Genomic DNA, 23,306 nt, shown 5'->3' on the forward strand with positions numbered 1-23,306 from the left:
TAATTAATCGTGAATAAATTCTTCTTTGTTGTATTTCACTCCTGCCGGTATTCTAATGTCTAATCGATTTTCTGATGGAACTATAGGGCAACTATAATCGTAGTAATTATAGGCACAATATGGTTGGTAGGCTTTATTAAAATCGATAATAATCTTATCAGAGTTTGTTCTGCTTAAATCAATATATCTTCCTCCAGCATAGGTTTCTACATCATTTGTTTCATCATAAAAAGGTAAAAACAAATGATCTTTATATTCTTCCATATCTTTTAGAGTCTGATTTTGATAAATCGTTAGACTATGATTTTTTCCATCTAATTTAAAGTTTGCTTTAGCATAAGCTAAATAAGTTTGAGTCTTACCCGATGAGGTAGGCATTTGAAATGGCTGAGCATCTGTAATTCTCTCGAAATCTGCTTCAACTTTATATTCGGGATTAATAGGGAAGAAGGGATGTTGTTTGAAATTTTCATAAAACTTACCTCGCAAAGGTGTTTCCTCTTTATTCAAATACTCCTTATTCAATTCTGCCTGAAATTCTTTGATTTCTTGCTTATGCGCCTCATTATTCATAGGCTTACAGCTGGATATGAGAATTAAAATGATAATAAGATATTTCATTGAAACTTGAATTAAGGTTTAAAGGTATCAATTAGATGAATAAGAATTAAAAATTTAGCATAAAAAAAATGCCCAATAATTTGGGCATTTATATTTTGTCTTAATTAAAGGAATTATTTCTTAAAGAAACCTCCTAATAACTTAGATCCAAGGTCCATAGCTTCGTCCATAATGCTACCATCTCCATTAGAATCTAACATTTTTTCAATCATGCTCAATTCATTTCCGTTGGTTTGTTGCATTCCACCTAAAAGTCCTCCTAACAACCCTGAAATACCATTTTGATCGATATTGTTAGATTGTTTTTGTTTGCCTAAGAAGCCCATAACGATAGGAGCTAAAGTAGCAAGAATTTGTAATACGTTACCCGTTGATAATCCTGATTGTTTACCAATGTTTTGTGCTACTTGATTTTGTTTATCTCCAAAAACATGTCCTAGGATACCTAATCCATCAGCCATATTTCCGCTGTTTAATAAACCATCAATATTGTTCAAAACAGAACCTGGATGATCCTTTAATGCTTTATCTAAGTTCGCTGCACCCTCTGGTGTCGAAGCGTTCTTGTTCATTTGACTTAAAAGGAAAGGTAAAGCTAAAGAAACTGCAGACGAAACACTTGAATCGCTTGCACCTGTTTGTTTGCTTAATCCTCCAATTAATTGTTGTCCTACAGGACCTGATACTAAATCTAATAAATTCATAATAAATATTTTTAGGTTGTTATTTTATAGAAGTTTTTTCTTCCAGTACTTCTAAATTTTCTGGGTCAAGGAGTAGATTTATATCTGCTCTCATCACTCTTTTTTCGTAGCACTTACCTTGCAGCTTTATACTGGCGGCAATACCATCTTTTGTTAATTTATATTGTCTTTTTGAAAACTGAGTATTATAACTTTGTGGACATTTGCTTATTAGATGATTTTCAATAACTGGCTTTATAAAAGATTGAAAAACCCTAGCTTTAATATGTTTTCCTTCTATACTTCTATAGCCTGGAAACAAACTGTCTAACTTTACTCTATCTACTCGATAAAACGGGTTGATCATCGTAAAACCATTTTGTTTCATCAATTGTCCAAAGTAGACATAATCTAAATCCTCGTTTACAATATACCAATCCTTTGAAAGCTGACTTTCAAGTTCACTTTCCATACGACGATCGAAAAAAGTGTTGGTAGAAACCTTTCTAGATCTTTCTAGAAACATTCCTCGTTCTGCATCTTTTAATGAGATATATCCACCTTTATTACAAGATGTGGCTACAAGCATTAGAAGTATAGGGATTAAGAGATATCTCATAAGGAGTTGGCAGAAATAAATTCATTCACACGGTCAATGAAATTCATTTCTTGTTCATTAATAACTTTATCACTGTTTGCCAATTCATTCAATAAAGTCTGAAAATATTCTAATTTTTCAGGTGATAATGACTTAACAGCCTTTATGGCGTCCTCTTTTTTGAAGTTTTCTAATTTATCTAGAAAACCAGTATCCCAATCAAATTCCTCAACAATTGCTTCTAAAAACTCAACTTCTTTTTCGTGTATGTCATTGTCTGAACGAATTAACTCGTCCATGGCTTTAAGCATCGAAATTTTTTCTTCTTCTGTAAATATCATGTATTAAAATCTAAAGGTTTTCAAAACTAACAATTTAAATCGCAAAATACAATTTATTGGCTTCTATTAAGTTTGAACATTGACCTTACACTACTTTTCAAATTTTGTTCCAAGAGTGTATATTTGTAAAAACTATCAAGTTATGAGGAATCTTTTGTTTGCTTTATTGTTATTAGTGGTTGGCCTAGCGGTTTTGCCTCTCTTTTTACCTAAATCTATGTATGTAGAAGAGGAGTATATTCTAGATGCGCCAGTAGAAAAAGTGTATAGCCACTTTAATGATTTACAAAAATTCACCAAATTCGATGCTTGGGTACAGAAAGATTCTGCTATTGTTTTGGAGTTTTCATCTCCTTCCTATGGCGAGGAAGCTTCTTTTTCTTGGAAAAGTGAAGACAGCGATTTAGGCAATGGAAGTATGACAATTACCGAAACTAAGCTTAATGAGTTTATTTATTATGATGTGAGCTTTGGCGATAGAGAAGGGAATTTAACAGAGGTAATCTTCCAGCGCATGGAAGATGATAAAACCCGAGTGATATGGTCTTTTGATAGTGGAGAAGTAGGATATCCGTTTCAAGTGTATAATATTTTAATGAAAGGTTCTGTAAAAGCTAACTTGAGAAAAGGATTAGAGAATTTAAATGCAATATTAAATAAACCTGTAGAACTTGATTATAAAAACCAAGATGTAGAAAAGGGAGGATTTCAGATTGTAGAGCAAGATCCGAAAAAATTGTTTGGTGTTATTCAACAAACAAGTATTGCTGGTGAAGAAATGAATATGGCTATGACCGAAACTTTTGGTCTTGTAAAGAGTTATTTGATGGATGCCAATAATCTGAGCGTAGAGCAAATTGGAAATCCAGTAGTTCTGTGGAAACAATTTAATATAGAGGCAGATAATGCTTTGTTCTATTGTGGATATATTTTTAATGAAGAAGTTCCGGAAATAGATGATTTAGAATATGCTGACATTCCAGGAGGTAAGTTTTTGACCACTTTCCATAATGGTTCCTATGACTCATTGTATGTGACTTATAATAGAATGCGTAAGTTCGCAAGTGTTCAACTGTTTGAATTATCGAATGATACTTACAATGTTTATTTAAACAATCCTGAAGAAACGGCAGAAGATGAACTTAAAACTCAGGTTTTTATTCCTATTATAGAGTAGTTCATTTTAAATAACTCAACTTTTACTAAACACTTTTATTTGCTTTTCAATGACTAACTACTACAATATACTGGGCTTAGAGTCGGATGCAGATATAAGTGAGATTAAAACTAATTACAGAAAGTTATCTAAAAAGTTTCATCCAGATTTAAATCCAAATGATGACTTTTTTGGTAAAATGTTTCTTCAGATTCAGGAAGCTTATGAAGTTTTGTCAGATGAAGAGACTAGGAGGCGTTATGATCAAAAATTAAAGACGAATTATAGTCCATATTCGAATAAACCTACGCATCAACCGATGAATGATTATATGCCGGTAATTGAAAACTTCTCTGTTGATAAGGATTCCGTGGCACGTCTTGAGGAATTTACGGTTACATGGAAGGTTAAAAATGCTGACTTTATTCAAATCAGACCTTTAGGAATTTTTAAAGAAGAAGGATTTGAGAAGTTTAAATTTAGCAAATTAAAAGGACGATCTGTCAATTTAGTTTTAATTGCCACCAATACTGACACAGGTCTGTCAGTTCGTAAGCATATCGAAATCTATAATAAACGATGGAGGCCGAGAATTTCTGAAAATGAGAATATAATGGATGCGATTATTTTAATCCTCAGAATTTTGATGATAGCTATAGTCGTTATATTCATATTAATGATGATTTTTATGGGTGTTAGAGTGGTTGAACCAGTTCAACCCTAAGTATATAAACAAAAAAAAGCCATTGATTGCTCAATGACTTTAATTTTTCTTTTATGAAAAGACTTTTACTTCAACTACTATAATGCAATACCTGTGCCAAACTCTAATATAATTCTTTTTCTGATTTAAATTTAAGAAATAAAAAAACCTCCGACGAATCGGAGGCTAAACTCAACTTTTATGAAAAGATTTACTTCTCGTGGAAAGTATTTGCAATACATGTGCCAATGCTAATGTGTCATATGTTAAAGTTATTGTTAAAATTACACTTATGTTGCTGCTCTAGAAGTTTTCACCTTTCATCCCAAAAACTTAAGCATTTAAAGCTCATTTAATATTGGTCAAAAACCACTGTTGACTTTATCCTTTATGAATTAAAATTAAACTTTCAGAAGAGACCAAAAAATGAAAAACCCTCCACAATTTCTCATGGAGGGTTAATTCAACTTTTATGAAAAGACTTTTACTTCGGTGCAAATATAAGCGAGATTATTAAATACTATGCTTGAATAAGAATCCTTAACATTAATTTAATCTCATTTTATGATTTGCTTAAAGCGAATAAGCATTTTCGTTAATAAATTTCTCTGCAATTTCAGTTTTTAATTGAACGATGTTAGGAAATTCATTATAACGAGTAAATCTCTTTAAACCACTCAACATCATACGTTGCATGTCACCTTCAGCGAATGAAATAATCCCTTCGGTAGCATTAGCTTTAATCTTCTCTACAGAATTAAATAACTGAACCTTTGCCATTTTTTCAACTAATTCAGCATGGCTAGAATTTTCATGAGCTAATTTCTCTGCACGTAAGATTACACTCTCTGCCATATAAATCTCAATTAAGATTTCAGATGCAGCTAAGATTAATTGTTGTTGGTGCTCTAATTCGGTTCCGTATTTCTGTAACGCAGCCCCAGAAACCATAAAGAATACTTTCTTAAGGTTTTCTAAGATCTCTTTTTCTTGTGCTAATGTTTCAGAATAATCAGGAATATCAAAAGATGGAATACTCATTAATTCATCTTGAATATTCATTGCTGGTGTCATCAAATCGATTTTACCTTTGAATGCACGTCTGATTAACATGTCTACAGACAATAGACGATTGATCTCGTTGGTACCTTCGTAGATTCTAGCGATTCTAGCATCACGCCAAGCTGCCTCCATCGGAACATCTTTAGAATAACCCATTCCACCAAAGATTTGGATTCCTTCGTCTGAACAATCTTGCGCTGCCTCAGAAGCCCAAACCTTAAGAATAGAACATTCAATAGCGTATTCTTCTACTCCTTTTAATTCAGCTTCTTGGTCAGCTAATCCGCTAGCTTTTAATTCTTCAATTTTATCTTGAATATCTTTTGCTGCACGATAAGATCCAGTTTCAGAAGTGAAAGCTGCAATAGCACGCTCAGCAATTTTCTTTTGAATTGCTCCAAATGAAGAAATAGCTACATCAAATTGCTTTCTTTCGTTAGCATATTCAATAGATTTAGTTAAGATTCTTCTTTGAGCGTCTAAACAAGCAGCTGCTAACTTAATACGACCAATGTTTAGAGCATTCATAGCGATTTTGAAACCACCATTTCTTTCTCCCAATAAATTCTCAACAGGAACTTTTACATCGCTTAAGAAAATTTGACGAGTAGAAGAGGAGTGAATACCTAATTTTGGTTCTTCTTCACCTAACTTAAATCCTTCTCCAGCTTCATCTTTTTCTACGATAAAAGCAGTAATATTTTTATCATCTTCAATTCTGGCAAAAACAATGAATACCTTAGCAAAACCAGCGTTGGTAATCCACATTTTTTGACCATTCAAGATGTAGTGTTTACCGTCTTCTGTAAGAGTCGCTGTAGTTTTACCTGAATTAGCATCAGATCCAGCTCCAGGCTCAGTTAAGGCATAAGAACCAAACCATTCACCAGTAGCTAACTTAGGTAAATACTTTTTCTTTTGATCTTCTGTACCATAAAGCACGATTGGCATTGTACCGATTCCAGTGTGTGCACCATAAGCAGTAGCCAATGATCCAGTTGCACCCGAAACATAATCACACGCAAGCATGGTATCTACGAATCCCATTCCCATTCCATCATATTCTGTTGGAACGCTAATGCTCAAGATTCCCATTTCGCCTAATTGCGTCATAATATTTTCGATTAACTTGTAATCTTTCTCTTCGATTTGAGGTTTTTTAGGCCATACTTCGCGATCGATAAATTCCTTGATGCTATCGCGCATCATTTTTTGTTCCTCACTGAAATCCTCTGGCGTGAAAATTTCATTAAATGGAGTTTCCTTCACTAAGAAAGACCCACCGATTAGTTTTGATTTATTATCTGACATTTTCTTATTATTTTAAATTTAATTGAAGTCTAAATTTTAGACAATTGAGCTTTTTTAACTCTCTATTCTAGCTTATAGTCTCTCAAAAATACTTGCGGCTCCTTGTCCTGTACCTACGCACATAGTTACCATTCCGTATTTTTTATCTCGTTTTTTAAGTTCGTCTAAGATTTGTACTGTCAATTTGGTTCCTGTACATCCAAGTGGGTGACCTAAAGCGATAGCTCCACCATTAACGTTCACGATTTCTTGGTTTAAATCAAGTCCTCTAATTACGGCTAATGATTGAGAAGCGAATGCCTCGTTTAATTCAATTAAATCCATGTCACTTTGCTTAAGTCCGGCTTGCTCTAAAGCTTTTGGAATTGCATACAATGGTCCGATTCCCATGATTCTAGGTGGAACTCCTACGGTAGCATAAGAAACTAATCTTGCAACTGGCTCAAGGTTTAACTCTTTCACCATTTCTTCTGACATTACTAAAACAAATGCAGCTCCATCACTCATTTGTGAAGAGTTACCTGCAGTAACGCTTCCGCCATTTGCGAAAACTGGTCTTAGTTTGGCTAAAACTTCTTTAGAAGTATCTGCACGAGGACCTTCGTCTGTATCGAATGTATATTTCTTAGTTTGAACTTTCTCCTTAGCATCTAAAAAGTTATGTTCAACTTCTAAAGGAACGATTTGATCCTTAAATAATCCTTCTGCATTAGCTTTTAAAGCCTTTTGGTGAGAGTTATATGCAAACTCATCTTGGTCTTCACGGTTTACTTTGAACTCATTGGCAACCGCCTCAGCAGTTAGACCCATTCCCCAATAATAATCGGCGTGAGCTTTAGAAATATCCGTTTCAGGAATTGGTTTATATCCTCCCATTGGAATATAAGACATAGACTCTGCACCACCTGCAATAATACAATCCGCCATCCCTGTACGGATTTTAGCTGCTGCCAAAGCAATAGATTCAGAACCAGATGCACAGTATCTATTAACTGTAACTCCAGGAACTTTATCAGTGTCTAATCCCATTAAAGAGATTAAACGCGCCATGTTTAAACCTTGTTCTGCTTCAGGCATTGCACAACCTACAATAAGATCGTCAACACGCGTTGGATCCAAATTAGGAACCTGTTTCATTAAATGTTTTAATACCGATGCTGCCATGTCATCAGGACGAGTAAAGCGTAAACTTCCTTTCGGGGCTTTACCTACAGCGGTTCGATATCCTGTTACTATATATGCTTGTTTCATTGTTTAATTTTTTAAATAAGTAGATGAATTAAATTCTCGTACTAATCTTAGTTTCTAAGAGGTTTTCCTTTTGTTAACATGTGCTGAATTCTTTCTAAAGTCTTGCGTTCACCACAAAGTGATAAGAAAGCTTCGCGCTCTAAATCAAGCAAATACTGCTCTGACACTAATGATTCTTCAGACAGATTACCTCCAGACATTACATAACCTAATTTGTTAGCAATTAATTGATCGTGTTCCGAAATGTAATTTCCAGCCGCCATTTGGTCAGATCCAACATAGAACATTCCCATAGCGTTATTACCTAATACTTTTACTTTTTCTTGAACTGGTTTTGTATAACCTGCATCCGACATTAAAATTACATGCTTCTTAGCTTCTGCAATTTGTCTGTCTTTGTTCATTACAATCACATCCTGATCTCTTAAGAAACCTAGATTTTTAGCCTCGTGAGCAGAAGTAGCCACTTTAGCCATTGCTATATTTAAGTATGCTTCTCTTAGGTGATTTGTTTTAACATCATCCTTTAGTAAATGTAATCCAGCTCGGCGAACCATTTCTTTGGTTCCACCACCACCAGGAATTACACCCACACCAACTTCTACTAATCCCATATAAGTTTCGGCAGCAGCTACGATTTTGTCTGCATGAAGTGAAATTTCACAACCTCCACCTAAAGACATTCCGTGAGGTGCAACTACAACAGGAATACTACTATAGCGAACTTTCATCATAGTATCTTGGAAAGTTTTAATCGCCATATTTAATTCAAACCAATCTTGCTCTGCAGCCATCATCATAATCATAGCTAAGTTGGCTCCAACAGAGAAGTTATCAGCTTGGTTACCGATTACTAAACCTTTGTAATCTTTTTCTGCTAAATCGATTGCTTTTTGAATTCCTTGGATAACACCACCACCAATAGAGTTCATTTTTGAACGGAACTCTAAGTTGATAACGCCATCGCCTAAATCCTCAATAACAGCTTCGGCATTCTTCCAAACTTCTTTTGTTTTTCTGATATTATCTAAGATAATGAATGCTCCTTGTCCAGGGATTTCTTTGTACGCTTTGCTTTCAATATCATAGAATTCTTTGTTGCCTTGATCGTTTACTTGATAGAATGAAGTAACGCCTGCAGCAAGCATATCTTTTACCCAATCAGCAACTTTATAGCCTTCGCTTTCAATAAGTTCAACACCTTTCTCAACGCCTACCATGTTCCAAGTTTCGAATGGACCATATTTCCATGCGTAACCTGTTCTCATTCCATCATCTATACTGTATAGATTGTCAGAAATCTCAGGAACACGTTGAGAAACATAAGCAAATAGAGAAGCAAAGTGCTTTCTAATTAAATCTCCATGTTTTGTTTTATCCGCTAAAAGAACTCCTAATTGTTTCTTTGTTCCCCCCGCTTGTTTAGCTCTACCAATTACATCTAACTGGTTACGCTCTAGTGGGCGATATTCTAATTTTTCTAAATCTAATGCAAACCTATTAGTAGATCCGTCTTTAGCTTTTTCTTTATAGTAGAAACCTTTACCTGTTTTATCTCCTAAGAATTTATTTTCTAAAAGGAAATTTAAAACTTTAGAATCTTTAAGGTTTTTAACCATTTCGTCACCTTCAGTGTTCTGTTGTAAACCTTTGGTAACATTGGCAGCTGTATCTAAACCAACTAAATCTGCTAGTTTAAATGTACCGGTCTTCGGACGACCTAAAATACTACCTGTTAAAGTATCTGTTTCCTCAATTGTTAAACCTAATTCCTGTCCAAGTTCCATTACTTTAGCCATAGAATAAACACCCACACGGTTTCCAATGAAACCTGGTGTATCTTTCGCTAAAACAGGTTGTTTACCTAAGAATAAACTAGAATAATGTTCAAAGAACGAAATTACCTCTGGAGAAGTTTTAGGTCCAGGAATAATTTCAAATAATCTTAAATATCTCGGAGGGTTGAAGAAGTGAGTACCACAGAAGTGTTTTTGGAAATCTTCGCCTCTTCCTTCAGACATCATATGAATAGGAATACCCGAAGTATTAGAAGTAACTAAAGTTCCTGGTTTTCTAAGTTTCTCTACCTTGTCGAACATTTGGTTTTTGATGTCCAATCTTTCAACAATAACTTCAATAACCCAATCAGAGTCTTTAATTTTCTCTAAATCATCTTCAAAGTTACCTACGGTAATACGAGAAGCGAATGCTTTATCGTAAATAGGAGAGGGATTAGATTTAAGAGCTTTATTTAAATGTTCTTGTGCGTTTCTATTTCTAACAACTTTATCGTCAAGCGACAAGCCTTTTGCTTTTTCTGCATCTGTAAGTTCTCTTGGAAGCATGTCGAGCATTAAAACCTCAACTCCGATTCCAGCTAGCAAACATGCAATACCAGAACCCATCACTCCAGATCCCAATACGGTTACATGATTGATGTGTCTATTTTTCATATAGTTAAATTAAATTTATTTCTTAAATATTTTTCTTTCGGAAATCATATTCTGTATGCCTTGATTAACTTCAAAGAATACTTTGAGTTTTTCCATTCCGAATTCTTGTTCGATATTTTTATTGAATTGTAATACAACTTGTTTAGCAATATCTCTACTTTCCATACCTTCCGCAGTAAGTTTGATAATCACACCTCTACCATCATCTGGGTTGGGATGTCTTTCTATCAAATCTCTTTCTTCAAGGTTTTTCAATGTTCGAGAAAGGGAAGTAGGTTCCATTCCCATTTTTGGACCTAGAGATGTACTGGGTGTTCCTTTTTTAGGGTCGATGGAAAGTAATGCAAATCCCATCACCATCGTAAAATTATATTTTTTAGCTTCTGTATTATAAGCCTTTACAACTGCATTCCACGTAGTTCGTAACATGTAATCTATCGTGGGTAAATCTTTGAATATAAAATCTTTCACGTCGTAAATATAACAAATTTTATTATGCGTGCATAATTTATTCAACTAAATTACTAGCCATTTATGCAACTTTCACAATTATTTAACACGCGTTATGCTTGAAGAGTTTAAAAATACGGATTTATATATTAATATCATAAGATAAACATATAAATATAATATATCTCGAATTTTGTCCTTTAAAAATATTTAAGTTTAAATGTTGAGTATGAAATTTTATATTCTCTTAGCTTCTAAAAGTATTTCAATTGTTGAAATACCTATAAATAATACTAAATTTGTAGAATGAAGAAAATTATTGGTTCTTTAGTACTCAAGTTAATGGGTTGGAAGCTCATTGTTGAAGAAGACCTATCTCAAATACGTAGTTGTGTCATGGTATGTGGACCGCATACCTCTAACTGGGATTTCGTAATCGCTGTTGGTGCTTTTTGGAAATTAGGAATTCCTATGAAGTTGTTCATTAAGGATGATTGGACAAAGCCATGGTATGGATTTATCATTAAATGGTTAGGTGGAATTGGAGTGAATCGTGCACAAGGTCAAAACTTGGTGAAACATGCCGGGAATATGTTACGCGATGAAAACCAAAGACTTTATCTTTTAAACACACCTGAAGGCACTAGGGGATGGGTAGAAAAATGGAAAAAAGGTTTTTACTATATCGCAAAACAAGGGGAAGTTCCTCTTTTGTTTGCTACTTCAGACTACAAGAAGAAAGAAGCTATTATTAAAGGTTATATTGATCCACAAAAACATAGCCTAGAAGAGGTATTAGAATTTGCTAAAGTTGTATATAAAGATATTCATCCAAAATATCCAGAGAATTTTAACAGAGATATTAAATAGATGAGGTTTTTAAATATTTTTATACTTCTACTCGGTATTAGTTCGAGTGCACAAATTCCAAGCTATTATAATTCTATTGATTTTACGGCCTCTCCAGAAGAAGTTAAATCACAGCTAGAGTATTTAGTAAGGAACACACAATTATATCATTTAAGTTATACGCCACAGGTTTGGTATGCTTTAAAAGAAACAGATGCAGATCCTGAAAATCCAGATAATGTTTTCTTGATTTATGGATACGATGATGAAGATGATTTAAATTTTAATGACAGAACTCGTGGTAAGGATATGACCTGCCATGTAATTTCTTGTACCGATAGATGGAATAGGGAACATGTTTACCCAAAATCTATTGGTGGATATACCAACGATAGCTGGCCAGGCTCAGATGTGCATTCTATTCGTGCTGCGGATTCTAATTTCAATGAAATGAGAAGTAATTTTCCTTTTGCTGAAGGTTCAGGAAATGCAAGCGTATTAGCCAATTCAAGGTTTTATCCAGGCGACGAATGGAAAGGCGATGTTGCAAGAATGATGATGTTTAGTTTTATCAGATATCCGAATGACTTAAAGCCTAATTATGTTGGCGTAGGATTAAATTCTTATCATGAAGATATGCCCGATATTTTCTTGCAGTGGAATGCAGAAGATCCGCCATCTGCTTATGAAATGCAGAGAAATGATATTATTGAAGAGTTTTATCAAGGTAATAGAAATCCTTTTATTGATAATCCATATTTAGCAACTTATATATGGGGTGGGCCGGAAGCCTTGAATACTTGGGATGTTTTGTCAACCGTTGATTTAGAAGAAAAGTCATTTTCTGTTTATCCAAATCCAACGCATGACTATATAACTTATCAAGAAGAGTTTGATCAAATTTTAATTTATAATCTTCAAGGTCAATTAATTTCTGAAGATGAAAATTTAACAGACAATAAAACCTATTTACCTGAAACGCCAGGTTTATATTTTGTAAAATTCTGTCAAAATAATACCTGTAAGACGCTTAAAGTCTTGAAGAAATAATTCAATTTTTAAACCTTAATTTTTAGCTTAATTTTGCCTTATGAGACAATATTTAGATTTAGTTCAGCATGTTTTAGACAACGGAACTCTAAAAGAAGATAGAACTGGAACCGGAACCAAAAGTGTTTTTGGATATCAGATGAGGTTTGATTTAGCTGATGGATTTCCGATGGTTACGACCAAGAAATTACATCTTAAATCTATTATTCATGAATTATTATGGTTTTTACAAGGTGATACCAATGTAAAATACCTTCAAGATAATGGGGTTAAAATTTGGAATGCTTGGGCGAGAGAAGATGGTGATTTAGGTCCTGTTTACGGAAAACAATGGCGTAGTTGGGGTGCTCCAAATGGAGAAACCATAGACCAAATCAAGAAGGTAGTAGAGCAAATTAAAACAAATCCAGATTCCCGCAGAATGATAGTTTCGGCTTGGAATGTAGGCGAGTTAGAAGATATGGCATTAATGCCTTGTCATGCTTTTTTTCAGTTTTATGTAGCCAATGGGAAATTGTCTTTACAGCTGTACCAAAGAAGCGCCGACATCTTTTTAGGCGTACCATTTAATATTGCTTCTTATGCTTTATTACTAAAAATGATGGCACAAGTAACTGGATTAGAAGAAGGAGAAATTGTTCATACTTTTGGGGATGCGCACATTTATTCAAACCATTTTGAACAAATGAAATTACAATTGACGAGAGATCCAAAGCCTTTACCAAGCATGAAATTAAATCCTGATGTGAAAGATATTTTAGACTTTAAATATGAGGATTTTGAATTGGTAGATTATACATCTCATCCACATATTAAAGGGAAAGTAGCTGTTTAAGAGCTAGTATAAAGATTTTTAAAAGACGCTGATATTTTCAGCGTCTTTTTTATTTGATGTTATTTTTATAATCATTTAAAATGATGGCTTGATGCTTTCTACCTTCTAGAATTTGCTTTTTCTTATTGAAAGTCATTTTGTTCTTAAGCTGAATGATATTTGGTATCAAATGAGGCATAACAACACTAGGAATTTGTAAATCCTTACGAATGTTGGCATCAATCAGATAATTGGCTACACTCTTATGAACATAGCCCATACTTTGGTTAATGGGTTTAAGGTAAAACAGGCTAATCGGTGTGTCTTCATTTAATAATGAATCGGTAAGTTTTAAGGCATCTTCATCGGGCGCTAATTGATATTTTGTCCAGAAATAGAAAAAACTTAAAGCTTCTTTTTTATCATTAGGAATTAAATCTATTGGAACACCTAATAGGTATGTAATGTATTTCCAAAGATGAAAAACACCTGCTTCTTCACGCTCGCTAAATTCAAAATTTAATTGATTTAAACCATATAAATAATACACCGTAAAAGCCATGTGGGTGGCTATCATGTCTGCATGGTTAATCGGAACTCCATATTTTTTAATATCCCAATGCGGGAATTTTTCCTCAATCATTAAACGCGAAGCTGAATGGATCAAGCGAGTTTGCAAACAAGCATTAAATCGTAAATCATTTGTTGAGGTATTGCTTCTGGTGACTTCTACCCAAAATTTTAAAGTATTATAAAGCCTATGAATCGCGCCTTTTTCTAACGAACCTGTCGCGACCAAGGGTTTGGTGAGATTAGCAAAAGTATAACCACCAAGAAGAGCGAAATTTCTTAAAATTAATAAGCCATTCAATCCACTTCTCTCTGAAAGTTGTGAACCTAATCTTATTAAATCCGTATCAACCCAATCCGGAATAATTCTTAATTCATCCCTAAACTGAATATAATTCTCTGGTAATTCTAAAGTTGAAAACCCATGAAGTGATTTCATTATAATTTTAAAATCACCGCTTTGAATCCAATTTTGAGTAAATTGATCACATTTTTCATCATATTCTTCAAATAGACTTGTTGAAAAATCAGAATTTAAATCATCTTTGGTAAGCCCAGCCCAATCAAGAAAATCCTTGCCATTTCCTGACTTCCAAAATTTAATATTCTTCTTATTTTCAATCATTTTTATCGTCTATATAGGGATAGAGTGGGCAAATTATACACCAAATTATTTCTTTAATTTTAATAGAATTTAATACGAGTAATACTTCACGAGCTCTGTTAATGCTAATTTATAGCTTAAGAATATGAGAATGAAATATGTTATTTGAATAAGCAAAATAGGCTTTATTTATTGAAAATCCGCTTAGTTAAAATGCTTCTAAAAAAGACTTTAGAAATATAAATTAATACCTAGAATTTATAGATATATGTATCTTTGGCAATTAAATCCAACCTTATGCATGCCTTAACTTTAATAGAAAAAGATCCACTTCTAAAACCATTTGAGCAACAGCTTGTTAACAGAATAGAGTGGTATCAAAACACCAAAGATTATATTGAAAAGCATTTCGGTAGCCTTGATAGGTTTGCCTCAGCGCATGAGTTTTTTGGCTTTCAATATGATGAGAAAAAGCAAGGTTGGTGGTTTAGAGATTGGTTGCCTAATGCTTCTTATGTCTCGCTGATTGGAGATTTTAATGGTTGGGATAGAGCAGCGAATCCTTTAAGAAGAGGAAATTATGGTGCTTGGGAGATTTTCTTGTCGGATGAGGAGTACAAGGATAAATTAGTCCCTGGTTCTAAGGTGAAAATGCACGTTCATGGCGAAAATGGTCAATTAGATAGGATTCCGGCTTACATAAGACAGGTGGTTCAAAAGGAAGACCATGGATATGATGGAGTTTTTGCCGGCATTATTCAATATCAATGGAAAAATAAATTTTCAGCAAAAGATATCAAAACCCCTCTAATTTATGAGGCACACGTTGGAATGGCGACAGAGGAAGAGCGTGTTGGAAGTTATCGAGAGTTTGCGGAAAATATCTTACCTAGAATTAAAAAATTAGGTTACAACTGCGTACAATTAATGGCGATTCAAGAGCATCCGTATTATGGTTCTTTTGGATACCAAGTTTCAAATTATTTTGCGCCAAGTTCACGTTTTGGTTCACCAGATGATTTGAGATATCTCATCGATACTGCACATGGAATGGGAATCGCAGTGATTTTAGATGTGGTGCATAGTCATGCAGTGAAAAATAGAGACGAAGGTCTTGCTGAGTTAGACGGAACGGAGCAGTATTTTGACGGTTGGCAACCCGACTGGGATTCGCGCACTTTTGATTATAAGAAAATAGAAGTAAAACGCTTTTTAGCTTCCAATCTTAAATACTGGATGGAAGAATTTAAATTCGATGGTTTTAGGTTTGATGGAGTAACGAGCATGCTTTACCAACATTTTGGTCATGTTGAATTCACTGATTATTCTAAATATTTCACTGATACCAACAATGATGCGATTATTTATTTGCAGTTAGCTAATGAGTTGATTCACAACCTTAATCCTGATGTCATTAGCATTTGCGAAGATATGAGCGGTATGCCAGGAGCTGTGCGTCCTGTTGAGGAGGGTGGATTAGGATTTGATTATCGTTTGGCGATGGGCTTGCCTGATTTTTGGTTTACCTTATTAGAAACCAAAAAAGATGAGGATTGGCACATGGGCGATTTATACTGGCATCTGATAAATCGTAGAAAAGATGAAAAGAACATTGCCTATGCAGAGAGTCATGACCAGGCTTTGGTAGGTGATAAAACTTTGGTCTTTTGGTTAATGGATTCCGCCATGTATACAGAAATGAGCATTTTTAATGAGAGTTTGGTGGTGGACAGAGGAATTGCTCTACACAAAATGATTCGTTTTATTACGGCAGTATTAGGTGGTGAAGGCTATATGAATTTCATGGGAAATGAATTTGGACACCCAGAGTGGATTGATTTTCCGAGAGCAGAAAACGATTGGAGTTATAAATATGCACGAAGACAATGGTCTTTAGCTGATAAAGATCATTTGAAATATCAATTTTTAGAGAAATTTGATCAAGAAATGATTTCTTTGATTAAGGAGTTTAATGTTTTAAATACTACAGAGGATTATAAACTTTATGAAGATAACGAAAGAAAGATTTTAGCTTTTAGAAAAGCGGATTTAATATTTGTCTTTAATTTTGGTCAAGAAAGTTTTACAGACTTTAGTTTTAATACGCTAGAAAAAGCGGATTATAATATCATACTATCTTCAGACGATAAAGATTTAGGAGGATTTGATAGAATAGATAAGGAAATGGTTTACTCGTCTAAAAATCATGATTTAACTTTATATTTACCTAGCAGAACGGCTTTGGTATTGAAGAAAAAAGCATAATTAAAGTATTGATATAAAAGAAAAAATCAGGTAGTATTTTGCTACCTAATTTTTTTTTTTTTAATTCTTTTAGTTTCTATTGTTTAAGTAATCCTTCATTTCTTATTTAAACCACTGTTCAGCTAAAGGTACACTTTCCATTTTACCTACATCTAAAAGTTTGTAGTTTGTGTGGTCAAAACCATAGATTTCGTGACTTTTCATTAATTCCATATAAGGTTTCATGATAGAGAATTTACCCTCAAAAGTGTTTAATTCAAAAAACTTGGGGTCGATGATGTGAATTCCACTAAAAGCTAATGCTTGTTTATATTCTGGGTTTTCAATAATACTATCTCCATTTCTTAAATCTTTCCAGCCACAGAGTTTATTATTTTCATCGAATAACAACTTTCGAGTGCTTTCTCTATCACTCACTGCCAAAGAGATTAAAGCCTCGTGCTGCGAATGAAATGTAATAAATTCATCGATCGGCATATCGGTCAGAATATCTGAATTCATTACCAAAAATGGCTTGTCGCCCAATAAATCTTTAGCCTTAACTAAACCACCACCTGTTTCTAATAATTCCTCTCTTTCATCTGAAATTTGAATCTCAACACCAAAATTGTCATTTTGCTTTAAAAAATCTTCAATCTGATCTGCAAAATGGTGGACATTAATCACAAATTCTTGAATGCCGTAAGATTTTAAATATTCAATATTACGTTGCAACAATGGTTTTCCATTTACAGGAAATAGGGCTTTGGGCGCGTTAAAAGTAAAAGGTTGGAGCCGAGTTCCTAATCCGGCCGCGAAAATCATGGCTTTCATATTAATATGGCTTATTGATCCAGTTTTTAGATTCTTGTACTACATGTTCCACATTAACTTCAGCTTCAGGATATTTATTTTTTAAATGATTTGCCATATAATCTGCTGCATATACAGACCTATGTTGACCACCTGTGCAACCAAAATTAACTTCTAAGTTGGTGAAGTTTCTTGCCAAATAATCCTCTACAGAAATTTCTACAATGGAAACTGCAGATTTTATGAATTCAGGCATTCTGGTCTGAGTTTCTAAATAGTCCATCACGCCTTTATCTCTTCCAGTTTGGGTTTTAAATTCCTCGATTCTTCCAGGATTTAATATTCCTCTACAATCAAAAGCAAATCCACCTCCGTTGCCAGATTTATCTTCGGGAATACCCTTTTTATAAGAGAAGCTACGAACGTTAATTTTTAATTTTTCAGACATTAAATATTATTTTTAGGAATATGAGTTAAATTTAAAGAAGAGCAAATATTTTTAAGGGTTGGGAATTTATCAATAATCCCTATTTCTGCAATTTGATTTAGGTTTTGAATTCCTAGCGCCAAACTATCTCTGAAATGAGTTTTGTTTTGAATAAAACCTAGTTTGCCATAGGCTCCTACGACCTGTAACAATCTAATTAATAAACAGATGTAGTAATCTTGTTTGAAGTCGCTAGAATTAAAACGATTAGGTAATAATTTCTTTAGTTCAGAAGTATAGATACTGTATAAACTGTCCTTTTCTTCTATTGTTAAATTTGCTTTAGCCTGCCATAAAAGAGAAACCAAATCATAAGCAATGGGTCCTTCCATGCCATCTTGATAATCAATAAAGTAGGTTTTGTTGTTCTTAATCAAGATATTTCTACCTTGAAAATCACGAAACATAAAAAATCTATAATGTGTTTGTACAACAGCTTCAGCAATTTGATCAAACTCTTGAAGTAATTCAGTTTGTGAGTAATCAAGATTTATTAAATCTAAGAAATAATCTTTAAAGTAGAATAAATCTCTTAGAACTAGAATTTTGTCAAAGGAACTAAATCCATAAACTTGATTGTAATCTATAACTTGGTGGGCACCAATTTGAAGATGAGCAAGCTTTTTGACCGCTTGTTCATAAAGAGATGAAGTGTTGGTATCATCTTTTAATTTTAACTCTAGAAGACTAATATCACCCAAATCTTCTTGAATATATAAATCTTTGTTTGAATTTATTTTAAGAACTTTCGGTACTAGTCCATTTAAATTTTGAAATAGTTCGCTTAAATAATAGAAAGATTCATTTTCAGAAATGTCCTCACTTTCGGTGAGGACATATGTTTTATCTTCAGCTTTAAATCTATAATAAGACCTTCCCGAACCGCTTTCGGCTAGTTGGACTAAGTCAGAGTAGCCTGGGTTAAATGATAGTAGGAAGTCATCTATTATAGACATAAACTATGAATTATACGTTAATCTTAAGTTTTGACTTCAGATGTTTTAACATCTCCACGGTCATAGAATCTAAATCAAACTCAGGTTTCCAGTTCCAATCTTTTTGAGCTTGAGTGTCGTCTATGCTATTGGGCCAAGAATCGGCAATTGCTTGTCTGTAATCTGGAGCATAAGAAATCTCGAAATCTGAAATATGTTTTTTGATTTCAGCGGCAATCTCTTCTGGGGTGAATGTAATCCCCTGTAAGTTATAAGCTGTATGAATAGTTAAGTCCTCTTTTGGAGCTTGCATTAACTCAATCGTAGCACGAATTGCATCGTCCATATACATCATAGGAAGAGCCGTTCCTTCTCCGATAAAACTTTCGTATTTTTTGTCTTCTAAAGCTTTATAGTAAATGTCTACAGCGTAATCTGTAGTTCCACCTCCTGGTAAAGTTTTCCAGCTGATTAAACCTGGATATCTAATGCTTCTTACGTCTACACCATATTTTTGATGATATATTTCGCAGAATCCTTCTCCAGCAACTTTAGCTACACCATACATACTCAATGGATTAGTAACCTCTTCTTGCGGCGTCATATCTGCAGCGGCACCTCTACCAAATACAGCAATACTACTAGGCCAAAATATTTTACTCAGCTTTTTGTCTTTTGCTAATTCTAGAAAAGTTAAAAGAGAGTTGGTGTTTAAGTTCCAACCTTGAATTGGATATTTCTCAGCTGTTGCAGAAAGCATGGCTGCTAAATGATAAACTTCAGTAATTTGGTTGTTGATAACGATATCCTTGATGGCTTGTTCGTCATTAACATCTAATTTTTGATAAGGAATATCTAAATGATTCTGTTCAGGTTCTCTAATATCTGTAATTAAAACATTCTCAGAACCGTAGATCTGTGCTAATTTTTCTGCTAGCTCAGAGCCAATTTGCCCTAATGCACCAGTTACCAAAATTTTTGTCATGCAATTATTTTTAAAATATGCTTTTAAGAGGTTCAAAGATACTATGATTTACAAAATTGGTAAAATCAAATAGGTAATTTATGATTATTATAAGGTTTAGAGCTTGATTTGGCTCAGCTGTTAAGGTTTAAGTTGCTGTAATTTAAAGAGATAGCCTTGTTGGTTAAGGAAATATCATAAATAATTGTGAAAATTATAAGCATAGAGTTATATTTGCGCGTTAATAAGAACAAACCAAATCAGAATGCAAGGAAAAGGTTTAGTACTCACATTTGCCACAGTGATGGCTCTTATGAGTTTGTATTATTTAAGTTTTACATGGTATACCAACAATGTGGAGACCAAGGCTAACAAAGAAGTCCAGTTCAAAATGGATTCTCTGTTGTCTAAATCTCCAAATTTAACGGTCGCTGAACGCGAATCATACCAAAATTCTTTTAAAAATAATACACTAAGTAGATTATCAAAAGACACGTTAAATTTAGGTATTGTAAAATATGACTACAATACAGCCAAAGAAAAGGAAATGTCCTTAGGGCTTGACCTTAAAGGTGGTATGAACGTGATTCTTCAAGTATCAATTAGAGATTTATTGTCGGATTTAGCTGATAAAAGTCAAGATCCTGACTTTTTAGAAGTTTTAAATCGTACTACTGAAAGACAAAAAGCTAGTAACGCAGAGTATATCGATGATTTCTTCACAGAATACAACGCGTATAAGCAAGAAAAAGGAGGCTTAAAGTTAGCTGCTCCGTCTTGGTTTGGTACTCGTAACAACTCAGAATTAATTAATATCAACACTTCTGATGCACAAGCAGAGAAAGTGATTCGTGATTATATTGAGTCTAAAGTTAGTACAGCATTCCAAGTTATTCGTGCTCGTATTGACCAGTTTGGGGTAACTCAACCAGTGGTTCAAAGAGTAGGAGAGAGGGGTTCAGGTAGAATTTTGGTAGAATTACCAGGTGTTAAAGACACAGATCGTGTTAAGAATTTACTTCAATCTACAGCAAAACTAGAGTTCTGGGAAGCTGTTAGAATGAATAATGACATCGCAGGATATTTCACTTCTTTAAGTAATAGACTTTCTGTTGAGTTAGATTCAACATCAACAGCAGCTCCATTAATTTCTAAAATGGTTCCTTCACAAGGTGGAGCGAGTCATGTGTTTGTTGTTCCAACTTCAGATACAGCCGAAGTTAATAAAGCTATTCATAGTACTGTTGGGAAATCATTATTACCAGGTAACTTAAGAAATTTCAAGTTCTTATGGGGTAATAAAACAATTAGAGACGCTGCGAACCAAGAAACTGATTTATTACCATTATATGCTATTCGTGGAAATGCGAAAAACGAAGCATTAATGGATGGTGGTTCTGTTACTTCTGCTAGTGCAGATAGACAAACTCAGACTTTTGGTAACGAAGTTATGGTGTCTATGCAAATGAACTCTCAAGGAGCTCAGAATTGGTATGAAATTACAAAGAAGTTTAATCAAAAGCCTATTGCCATTGTTTTAGATAACTTGGTATATAGTGCACCAAATATTAATGAACCAATTGCGGGTGGAAGATCTCAGATTTCTGGAGACTTTACTTTCAATGAAGCTAAAGATTTATCAAGTGTTTTATCAGCAGGTAGTTTACCAGCATCAGCTAGTATTATTCAGGCAGACGTTGTTGGACCATCTTTAGGTAAAGAAGCAATTCAAGCGGGTATTTTATCATTTGCTATTGCATTAGCTTTAGTGTTTGTTTACATGATTTTATTCTATAGCGGAGCTGGTATTGTTTCTGTTATAGCATTAATCACGAACTTATTATTCTTATTCGGTATCTTAGTTTCGTTTGGAGCCGTTCTTACCTTACCAGGTATTGCCGGGGTTGTATTAACCATTGGTATGGCGGTGGATGCCAACGTGATTATTTATGAGCGTGTAAAAGAAGAATTATTTAAAGGTAAATCCCTTAAAGAATCAGTAAGTATTGCTTACTCTTGGAAAGGTGCTATCTCAGCGATTGTGGATGCTAACGTTACGACCTTAATTACGGCGATTGTATTATTCTTCTTTGGAGAAGGTCCAATCAAAGGATTTGCTGTGACCTTAATGATCGGTATCTTTACTTCATTATTTACTTCTGTATTGTTTGCTAAATTATTAATCTATAATAGATTAGATAATGGTAAGACAATTTCGTTTGGTAATAAACTTACGCTTACTTTCTTAAAAGATGCGAAATACGACTTCTTGAAATTCAAGAAAACTGCTTACATCATCTCTGCAGTTCTTCTATTAATCTCTGTTGGATCTTTAGTTACTAGAGGTTTAAACCTTGGTATCGAGTTCCAAAATGGTAGAGAATATAAAGTAAGATTTGATCAACCAGTTGCGTCAAATGAAGTAGCTGCTGATTTAGCTAATGTATTTGTTGATGAAGAAGGAACACAATATCATCCAAATGTGGTTACTATTGGTAGTTCAAATCAAATCAAGATTAGTACAAAATATAAATCAGAAGATGACTCTCAAGAAGTTGATAAAGAAGTGGAAGAGAAGTTATACGAAGGATTGAAGAAATACTTGCCTGCAGATCAGTCTTTTGATGAGTTTGTGAATGTAGGTGAAACTCAAGGTCAAGCGCTTGGATTAGTGGAGTATAGAAAAGTAGGTCCATCTATTGCTGATGACATTACTTATAATGCATTCTACTCTCTAGGTTTTGCTTTAGCCATGGTATTCCTTTACTTATTGATTCGTTTCCGTAAATGGCAATTCTCTGCAGCTGCAGTATTGGCTGTTTTCCACGATTCATTAATCGTATTAGGATTATTCTCTTTATTACACGGAATCGTACCATTCTCTTTAGAGATTGACGTTGCCTTTATTGCAGCAATTCTAACGGTAATTGGATACTCTATCAACGATACGGTAATTGTATTCGATAGAATCCGTGAGTTTATGTACGATCATCCAAAAATGTCTTTTGGTAAATTAATCAATGCTGCGATTAATACTACCTTGACAAGAACTATGAATACATCATTAACTACATTATTCGTAATCTTCATTATTTTCTTATTTGGAGGTGAAACTATACGTAGCTTTATGTTTGCATTATTAGTTGGTATCGGAATCGGTACATACTCTTCAGTTTTCGTTGCTTCATTCTTAGCATACGATTTCTCAAGAAAATCATTGAAAAACAGACCAGAATAATTTTATATTATTCTCATGAGGACTATAAAATCTCGTTCAGAAATGAACGAGATTTTTTTATGCCCAATAATTATTGAGTATAATGTTCATTATGGATGTCTCGGCAATA

At 33.9% G+C, this 23,306-nt stretch carries 20 protein-coding genes; 7 read left to right on the forward strand and 13 right to left on the reverse strand.

The window, feature by feature from the left end; translation table 11 throughout:
- Positions 1–3: 3 nt before the first annotated feature.
- The 4 genes from NLM59_RS09005 to NLM59_RS09020 all read right to left on the reverse strand — a co-directional run bounded on the left by NLM59_RS09005 (position 4) and on the right by NLM59_RS09020 (position 2,243).
- Positions 4–621, reverse strand: coding sequence for a DUF1684 domain-containing protein (locus NLM59_RS09005; RefSeq protein ID WP_304417447.1), 618 nt, complete (start codon positions 619–621; stop codon positions 4–6).
- Between the two features lie 113 nt (positions 622–734).
- Entirely contained in the window at positions 735–1,325 is a 591-nt protein-coding gene (locus NLM59_RS09010; RefSeq protein WP_304417448.1) for a DUF937 domain-containing protein, read from the reverse strand.
- A 19-nt stretch (positions 1,326–1,344) separates the two neighbouring features.
- Positions 1,345–1,923: a hypothetical protein gene (locus NLM59_RS09015; protein ID WP_304417449.1), complete on the reverse strand. Its 579-nt coding sequence runs from the start codon at positions 1,921–1,923 to the stop codon at positions 1,345–1,347.
- Positions 1,920–2,243, reverse strand: a complete 324-nt coding sequence (locus NLM59_RS09020; RefSeq protein WP_304417450.1) for a hypothetical protein — start codon at positions 2,241–2,243, stop codon at positions 1,920–1,922. The genes NLM59_RS09015 and NLM59_RS09020 overlap by 4 nt, the downstream gene beginning before the upstream one ends.
- Before the next feature lie 142 nt (positions 2,244–2,385).
- On the opposite strand from NLM59_RS09020, the gene NLM59_RS09025 reads away from it, so the two are divergent.
- Positions 2,386–3,420 carry a GyrI-like domain-containing protein gene (locus tag NLM59_RS09025; protein WP_304417451.1) on the forward strand — a complete coding sequence of 345 codons (1,035 nt, stop codon included), beginning with the start codon at positions 2,386–2,388 and terminating at the stop codon, positions 3,418–3,420.
- Between the two features lie 49 nt (positions 3,421–3,469).
- The gene (locus NLM59_RS09030; RefSeq protein WP_304417452.1) at positions 3,470–4,123 is read left to right on the forward strand and encodes a J domain-containing protein; all 654 of its coding nucleotides are present in this window, start codon (positions 3,470–3,472) and stop codon (positions 4,121–4,123) included.
- A gap of 552 nt (positions 4,124–4,675) precedes the next feature.
- Here NLM59_RS09030 and NLM59_RS09035 read toward each other — a convergent pair.
- The 4 genes from NLM59_RS09035 to NLM59_RS09050 form a co-directional block, all read right to left on the reverse strand.
- Positions 4,676–6,475 (reverse strand): acyl-CoA dehydrogenase family protein, encoded by a 1,800-nt coding sequence (locus tag NLM59_RS09035; protein WP_304417453.1) that lies wholly within the window; start codon positions 6,473–6,475, stop codon positions 4,676–4,678.
- A gap of 72 nt (positions 6,476–6,547) precedes the next feature.
- A complete protein-coding gene (locus NLM59_RS09040; protein WP_304417454.1) occupies positions 6,548–7,726 on the reverse strand; it encodes an acetyl-CoA C-acyltransferase in 1,179 nt (392 codons plus the stop codon).
- Between the two features lie 47 nt (positions 7,727–7,773).
- Positions 7,774–10,179: a 3-hydroxyacyl-CoA dehydrogenase/enoyl-CoA hydratase family protein gene (locus tag NLM59_RS09045; RefSeq protein ID WP_304417455.1), complete on the reverse strand. Its 2,406-nt coding sequence runs from the start codon at positions 10,177–10,179 to the stop codon at positions 7,774–7,776.
- A 15-nt stretch (positions 10,180–10,194) separates the two neighbouring features.
- Complete coding sequence (locus NLM59_RS09050; RefSeq protein ID WP_304417528.1) at positions 10,195–10,608, reverse strand: MarR family winged helix-turn-helix transcriptional regulator; 414 nt, start codon at positions 10,606–10,608, stop codon at positions 10,195–10,197.
- Between the two features lie 327 nt (positions 10,609–10,935).
- Between NLM59_RS09050 and NLM59_RS09055 the strand changes: the two genes are divergently transcribed.
- Genes NLM59_RS09055 through NLM59_RS09065 form a run of 3 tightly spaced genes read left to right on the forward strand, consistent with a single transcriptional unit; the run spans position 10,936 to position 13,363 of the window.
- Positions 10,936–11,499, forward strand: a complete 564-nt coding sequence (locus NLM59_RS09055; protein ID WP_304417456.1) for a 1-acyl-sn-glycerol-3-phosphate acyltransferase — start codon at positions 10,936–10,938, stop codon at positions 11,497–11,499.
- A complete protein-coding gene (locus NLM59_RS09060; protein ID WP_304417457.1) occupies positions 11,500–12,528 on the forward strand; it encodes an endonuclease in 1,029 nt (342 codons plus the stop codon).
- Positions 12,529–12,568: 40 nt separating this feature from the next.
- Positions 12,569–13,363, forward strand: coding sequence for a thymidylate synthase (locus NLM59_RS09065; RefSeq protein ID WP_304417458.1), 795 nt, complete (start codon positions 12,569–12,571; stop codon positions 13,361–13,363).
- Between the two features lie 49 nt (positions 13,364–13,412).
- Here the strand turns inward: NLM59_RS09065 and NLM59_RS09070 are convergent, their stop codons facing one another.
- Complete coding sequence (locus tag NLM59_RS09070) at positions 13,413–14,537, reverse strand: oxygenase MpaB family protein (protein ID WP_304417459.1); 1,125 nt, start codon at positions 14,535–14,537, stop codon at positions 13,413–13,415.
- Positions 14,538–14,813: 276 nt separating this feature from the next.
- Between NLM59_RS09070 and NLM59_RS09075 the strand changes: the two genes are divergently transcribed.
- Positions 14,814–16,781 (forward strand): alpha-amylase family glycosyl hydrolase, encoded by a 1,968-nt coding sequence (locus tag NLM59_RS09075; RefSeq protein ID WP_304417460.1) that lies wholly within the window; start codon positions 14,814–14,816, stop codon positions 16,779–16,781.
- Positions 16,782–16,883: 102 nt separating this feature from the next.
- On the opposite strand, the gene NLM59_RS09080 is transcribed toward NLM59_RS09075, so the two are convergent.
- Genes NLM59_RS09080 through NLM59_RS09095 form a run of 4 tightly spaced genes read right to left on the reverse strand, consistent with a single transcriptional unit; the run spans position 16,884 to position 19,980 of the window.
- Positions 16,884–17,594, reverse strand: coding sequence for a nucleotidyltransferase family protein (locus tag NLM59_RS09080; RefSeq protein ID WP_304417461.1), 711 nt, complete (start codon positions 17,592–17,594; stop codon positions 16,884–16,886).
- A 1-nt stretch (position 17,595) separates the two neighbouring features.
- On the reverse strand, positions 17,596–18,021 hold the full coding sequence (locus NLM59_RS09085) for a RapZ C-terminal domain-containing protein (protein WP_304417462.1): 426 nt from the start codon (positions 18,019–18,021) through the stop codon (positions 17,596–17,598).
- Positions 18,021–19,016, reverse strand: a complete 996-nt coding sequence (locus NLM59_RS09090) for an aminoglycoside phosphotransferase family protein (protein WP_304417463.1) — start codon at positions 19,014–19,016, stop codon at positions 18,021–18,023. The genes NLM59_RS09085 and NLM59_RS09090 overlap by 1 nt, the downstream gene beginning before the upstream one ends.
- A gap of 10 nt (positions 19,017–19,026) precedes the next feature.
- The gene (locus NLM59_RS09095) at positions 19,027–19,980 is read right to left on the reverse strand and encodes an NAD-dependent epimerase/dehydratase family protein (protein ID WP_304417464.1); all 954 of its coding nucleotides are present in this window, start codon (positions 19,978–19,980) and stop codon (positions 19,027–19,029) included.
- A 244-nt stretch (positions 19,981–20,224) separates the two neighbouring features.
- Between NLM59_RS09095 and secD the strand changes: the two genes are divergently transcribed.
- Positions 20,225–23,197: a protein translocase subunit SecD gene (gene secD / locus NLM59_RS09100; protein ID WP_304417465.1), complete on the forward strand. Its 2,973-nt coding sequence runs from the start codon at positions 20,225–20,227 to the stop codon at positions 23,195–23,197.
- Positions 23,198–23,306: the final 109 nt, after the last annotated feature.

This window comes from Profundicola chukchiensis, from assembly GCF_029664245.1.
Taxonomy (GTDB): domain Bacteria; phylum Bacteroidota; class Bacteroidia; order Flavobacteriales; family Weeksellaceae; genus Profundicola; species Profundicola chukchiensis.

Bases quoted from the DNA above. Each gene is read 5' to 3' on its own strand.
- NLM59_RS09005 (WP_304417447.1), bottom strand. From the start codon at position 621: ATGAAATATCTTATTATCATTTTAATTCTCATATCCAGCTGTAAGCCT.
- NLM59_RS09010 (WP_304417448.1), bottom strand. From the start codon at position 1,325: ATGAATTTATTAGATTTAGTATCAGGTCCTGTAGGACAACAATTAATT.
- NLM59_RS09015 (WP_304417449.1), bottom strand. From the start codon at position 1,923: ATGAGATATCTCTTAATCCCTATACTTCTAATGCTTGTAGCCACATCT.
- NLM59_RS09020 (WP_304417450.1), bottom strand. From the start codon at position 2,243: ATGATATTTACAGAAGAAGAAAAAATTTCGATGCTTAAAGCCATGGAC.
- NLM59_RS09025 (WP_304417451.1), top strand. From the start codon at position 2,386: ATGAGGAATCTTTTGTTTGCTTTATTGTTATTAGTGGTTGGCCTAGCG.
- NLM59_RS09030 (WP_304417452.1), top strand. From the start codon at position 3,470: ATGACTAACTACTACAATATACTGGGCTTAGAGTCGGATGCAGATATA.
- NLM59_RS09035 (WP_304417453.1), bottom strand. From the start codon at position 6,475: ATGTCAGATAATAAATCAAAACTAATCGGTGGGTCTTTCTTAGTGAAG.
- NLM59_RS09040 (WP_304417454.1), bottom strand. From the start codon at position 7,726: ATGAAACAAGCATATATAGTAACAGGATATCGAACCGCTGTAGGTAAA.
- NLM59_RS09045 (WP_304417455.1), bottom strand. From the start codon at position 10,179: ATGAAAAATAGACACATCAATCATGTAACCGTATTGGGATCTGGAGTG.
- NLM59_RS09050 (WP_304417528.1), bottom strand. From the start codon at position 10,608: ATGTTACGAACTACGTGGAATGCAGTTGTAAAGGCTTATAATACAGAA.
- NLM59_RS09055 (WP_304417456.1), top strand. From the start codon at position 10,936: ATGAAGAAAATTATTGGTTCTTTAGTACTCAAGTTAATGGGTTGGAAG.
- NLM59_RS09060 (WP_304417457.1), top strand. From the start codon at position 11,500: ATGAGGTTTTTAAATATTTTTATACTTCTACTCGGTATTAGTTCGAGT.
- NLM59_RS09065 (WP_304417458.1), top strand. From the start codon at position 12,569: ATGAGACAATATTTAGATTTAGTTCAGCATGTTTTAGACAACGGAACT.
- NLM59_RS09070 (WP_304417459.1), bottom strand. From the start codon at position 14,537: ATGATTGAAAATAAGAAGAATATTAAATTTTGGAAGTCAGGAAATGGC.
- NLM59_RS09075 (WP_304417460.1), top strand. From the start codon at position 14,814: ATGCATGCCTTAACTTTAATAGAAAAAGATCCACTTCTAAAACCATTT.
- NLM59_RS09080 (WP_304417461.1), bottom strand. From the start codon at position 17,594: ATGAAAGCCATGATTTTCGCGGCCGGATTAGGAACTCGGCTCCAACCT.
- NLM59_RS09085 (WP_304417462.1), bottom strand. From the start codon at position 18,021: ATGTCTGAAAAATTAAAAATTAACGTTCGTAGCTTCTCTTATAAAAAG.
- NLM59_RS09090 (WP_304417463.1), bottom strand. From the start codon at position 19,016: ATGTCTATAATAGATGACTTCCTACTATCATTTAACCCAGGCTACTCT.
- NLM59_RS09095 (WP_304417464.1), bottom strand. From the start codon at position 19,980: ATGACAAAAATTTTGGTAACTGGTGCATTAGGGCAAATTGGCTCTGAG.
- secD (WP_304417465.1), top strand. From the start codon at position 20,225: ATGCAAGGAAAAGGTTTAGTACTCACATTTGCCACAGTGATGGCTCTT.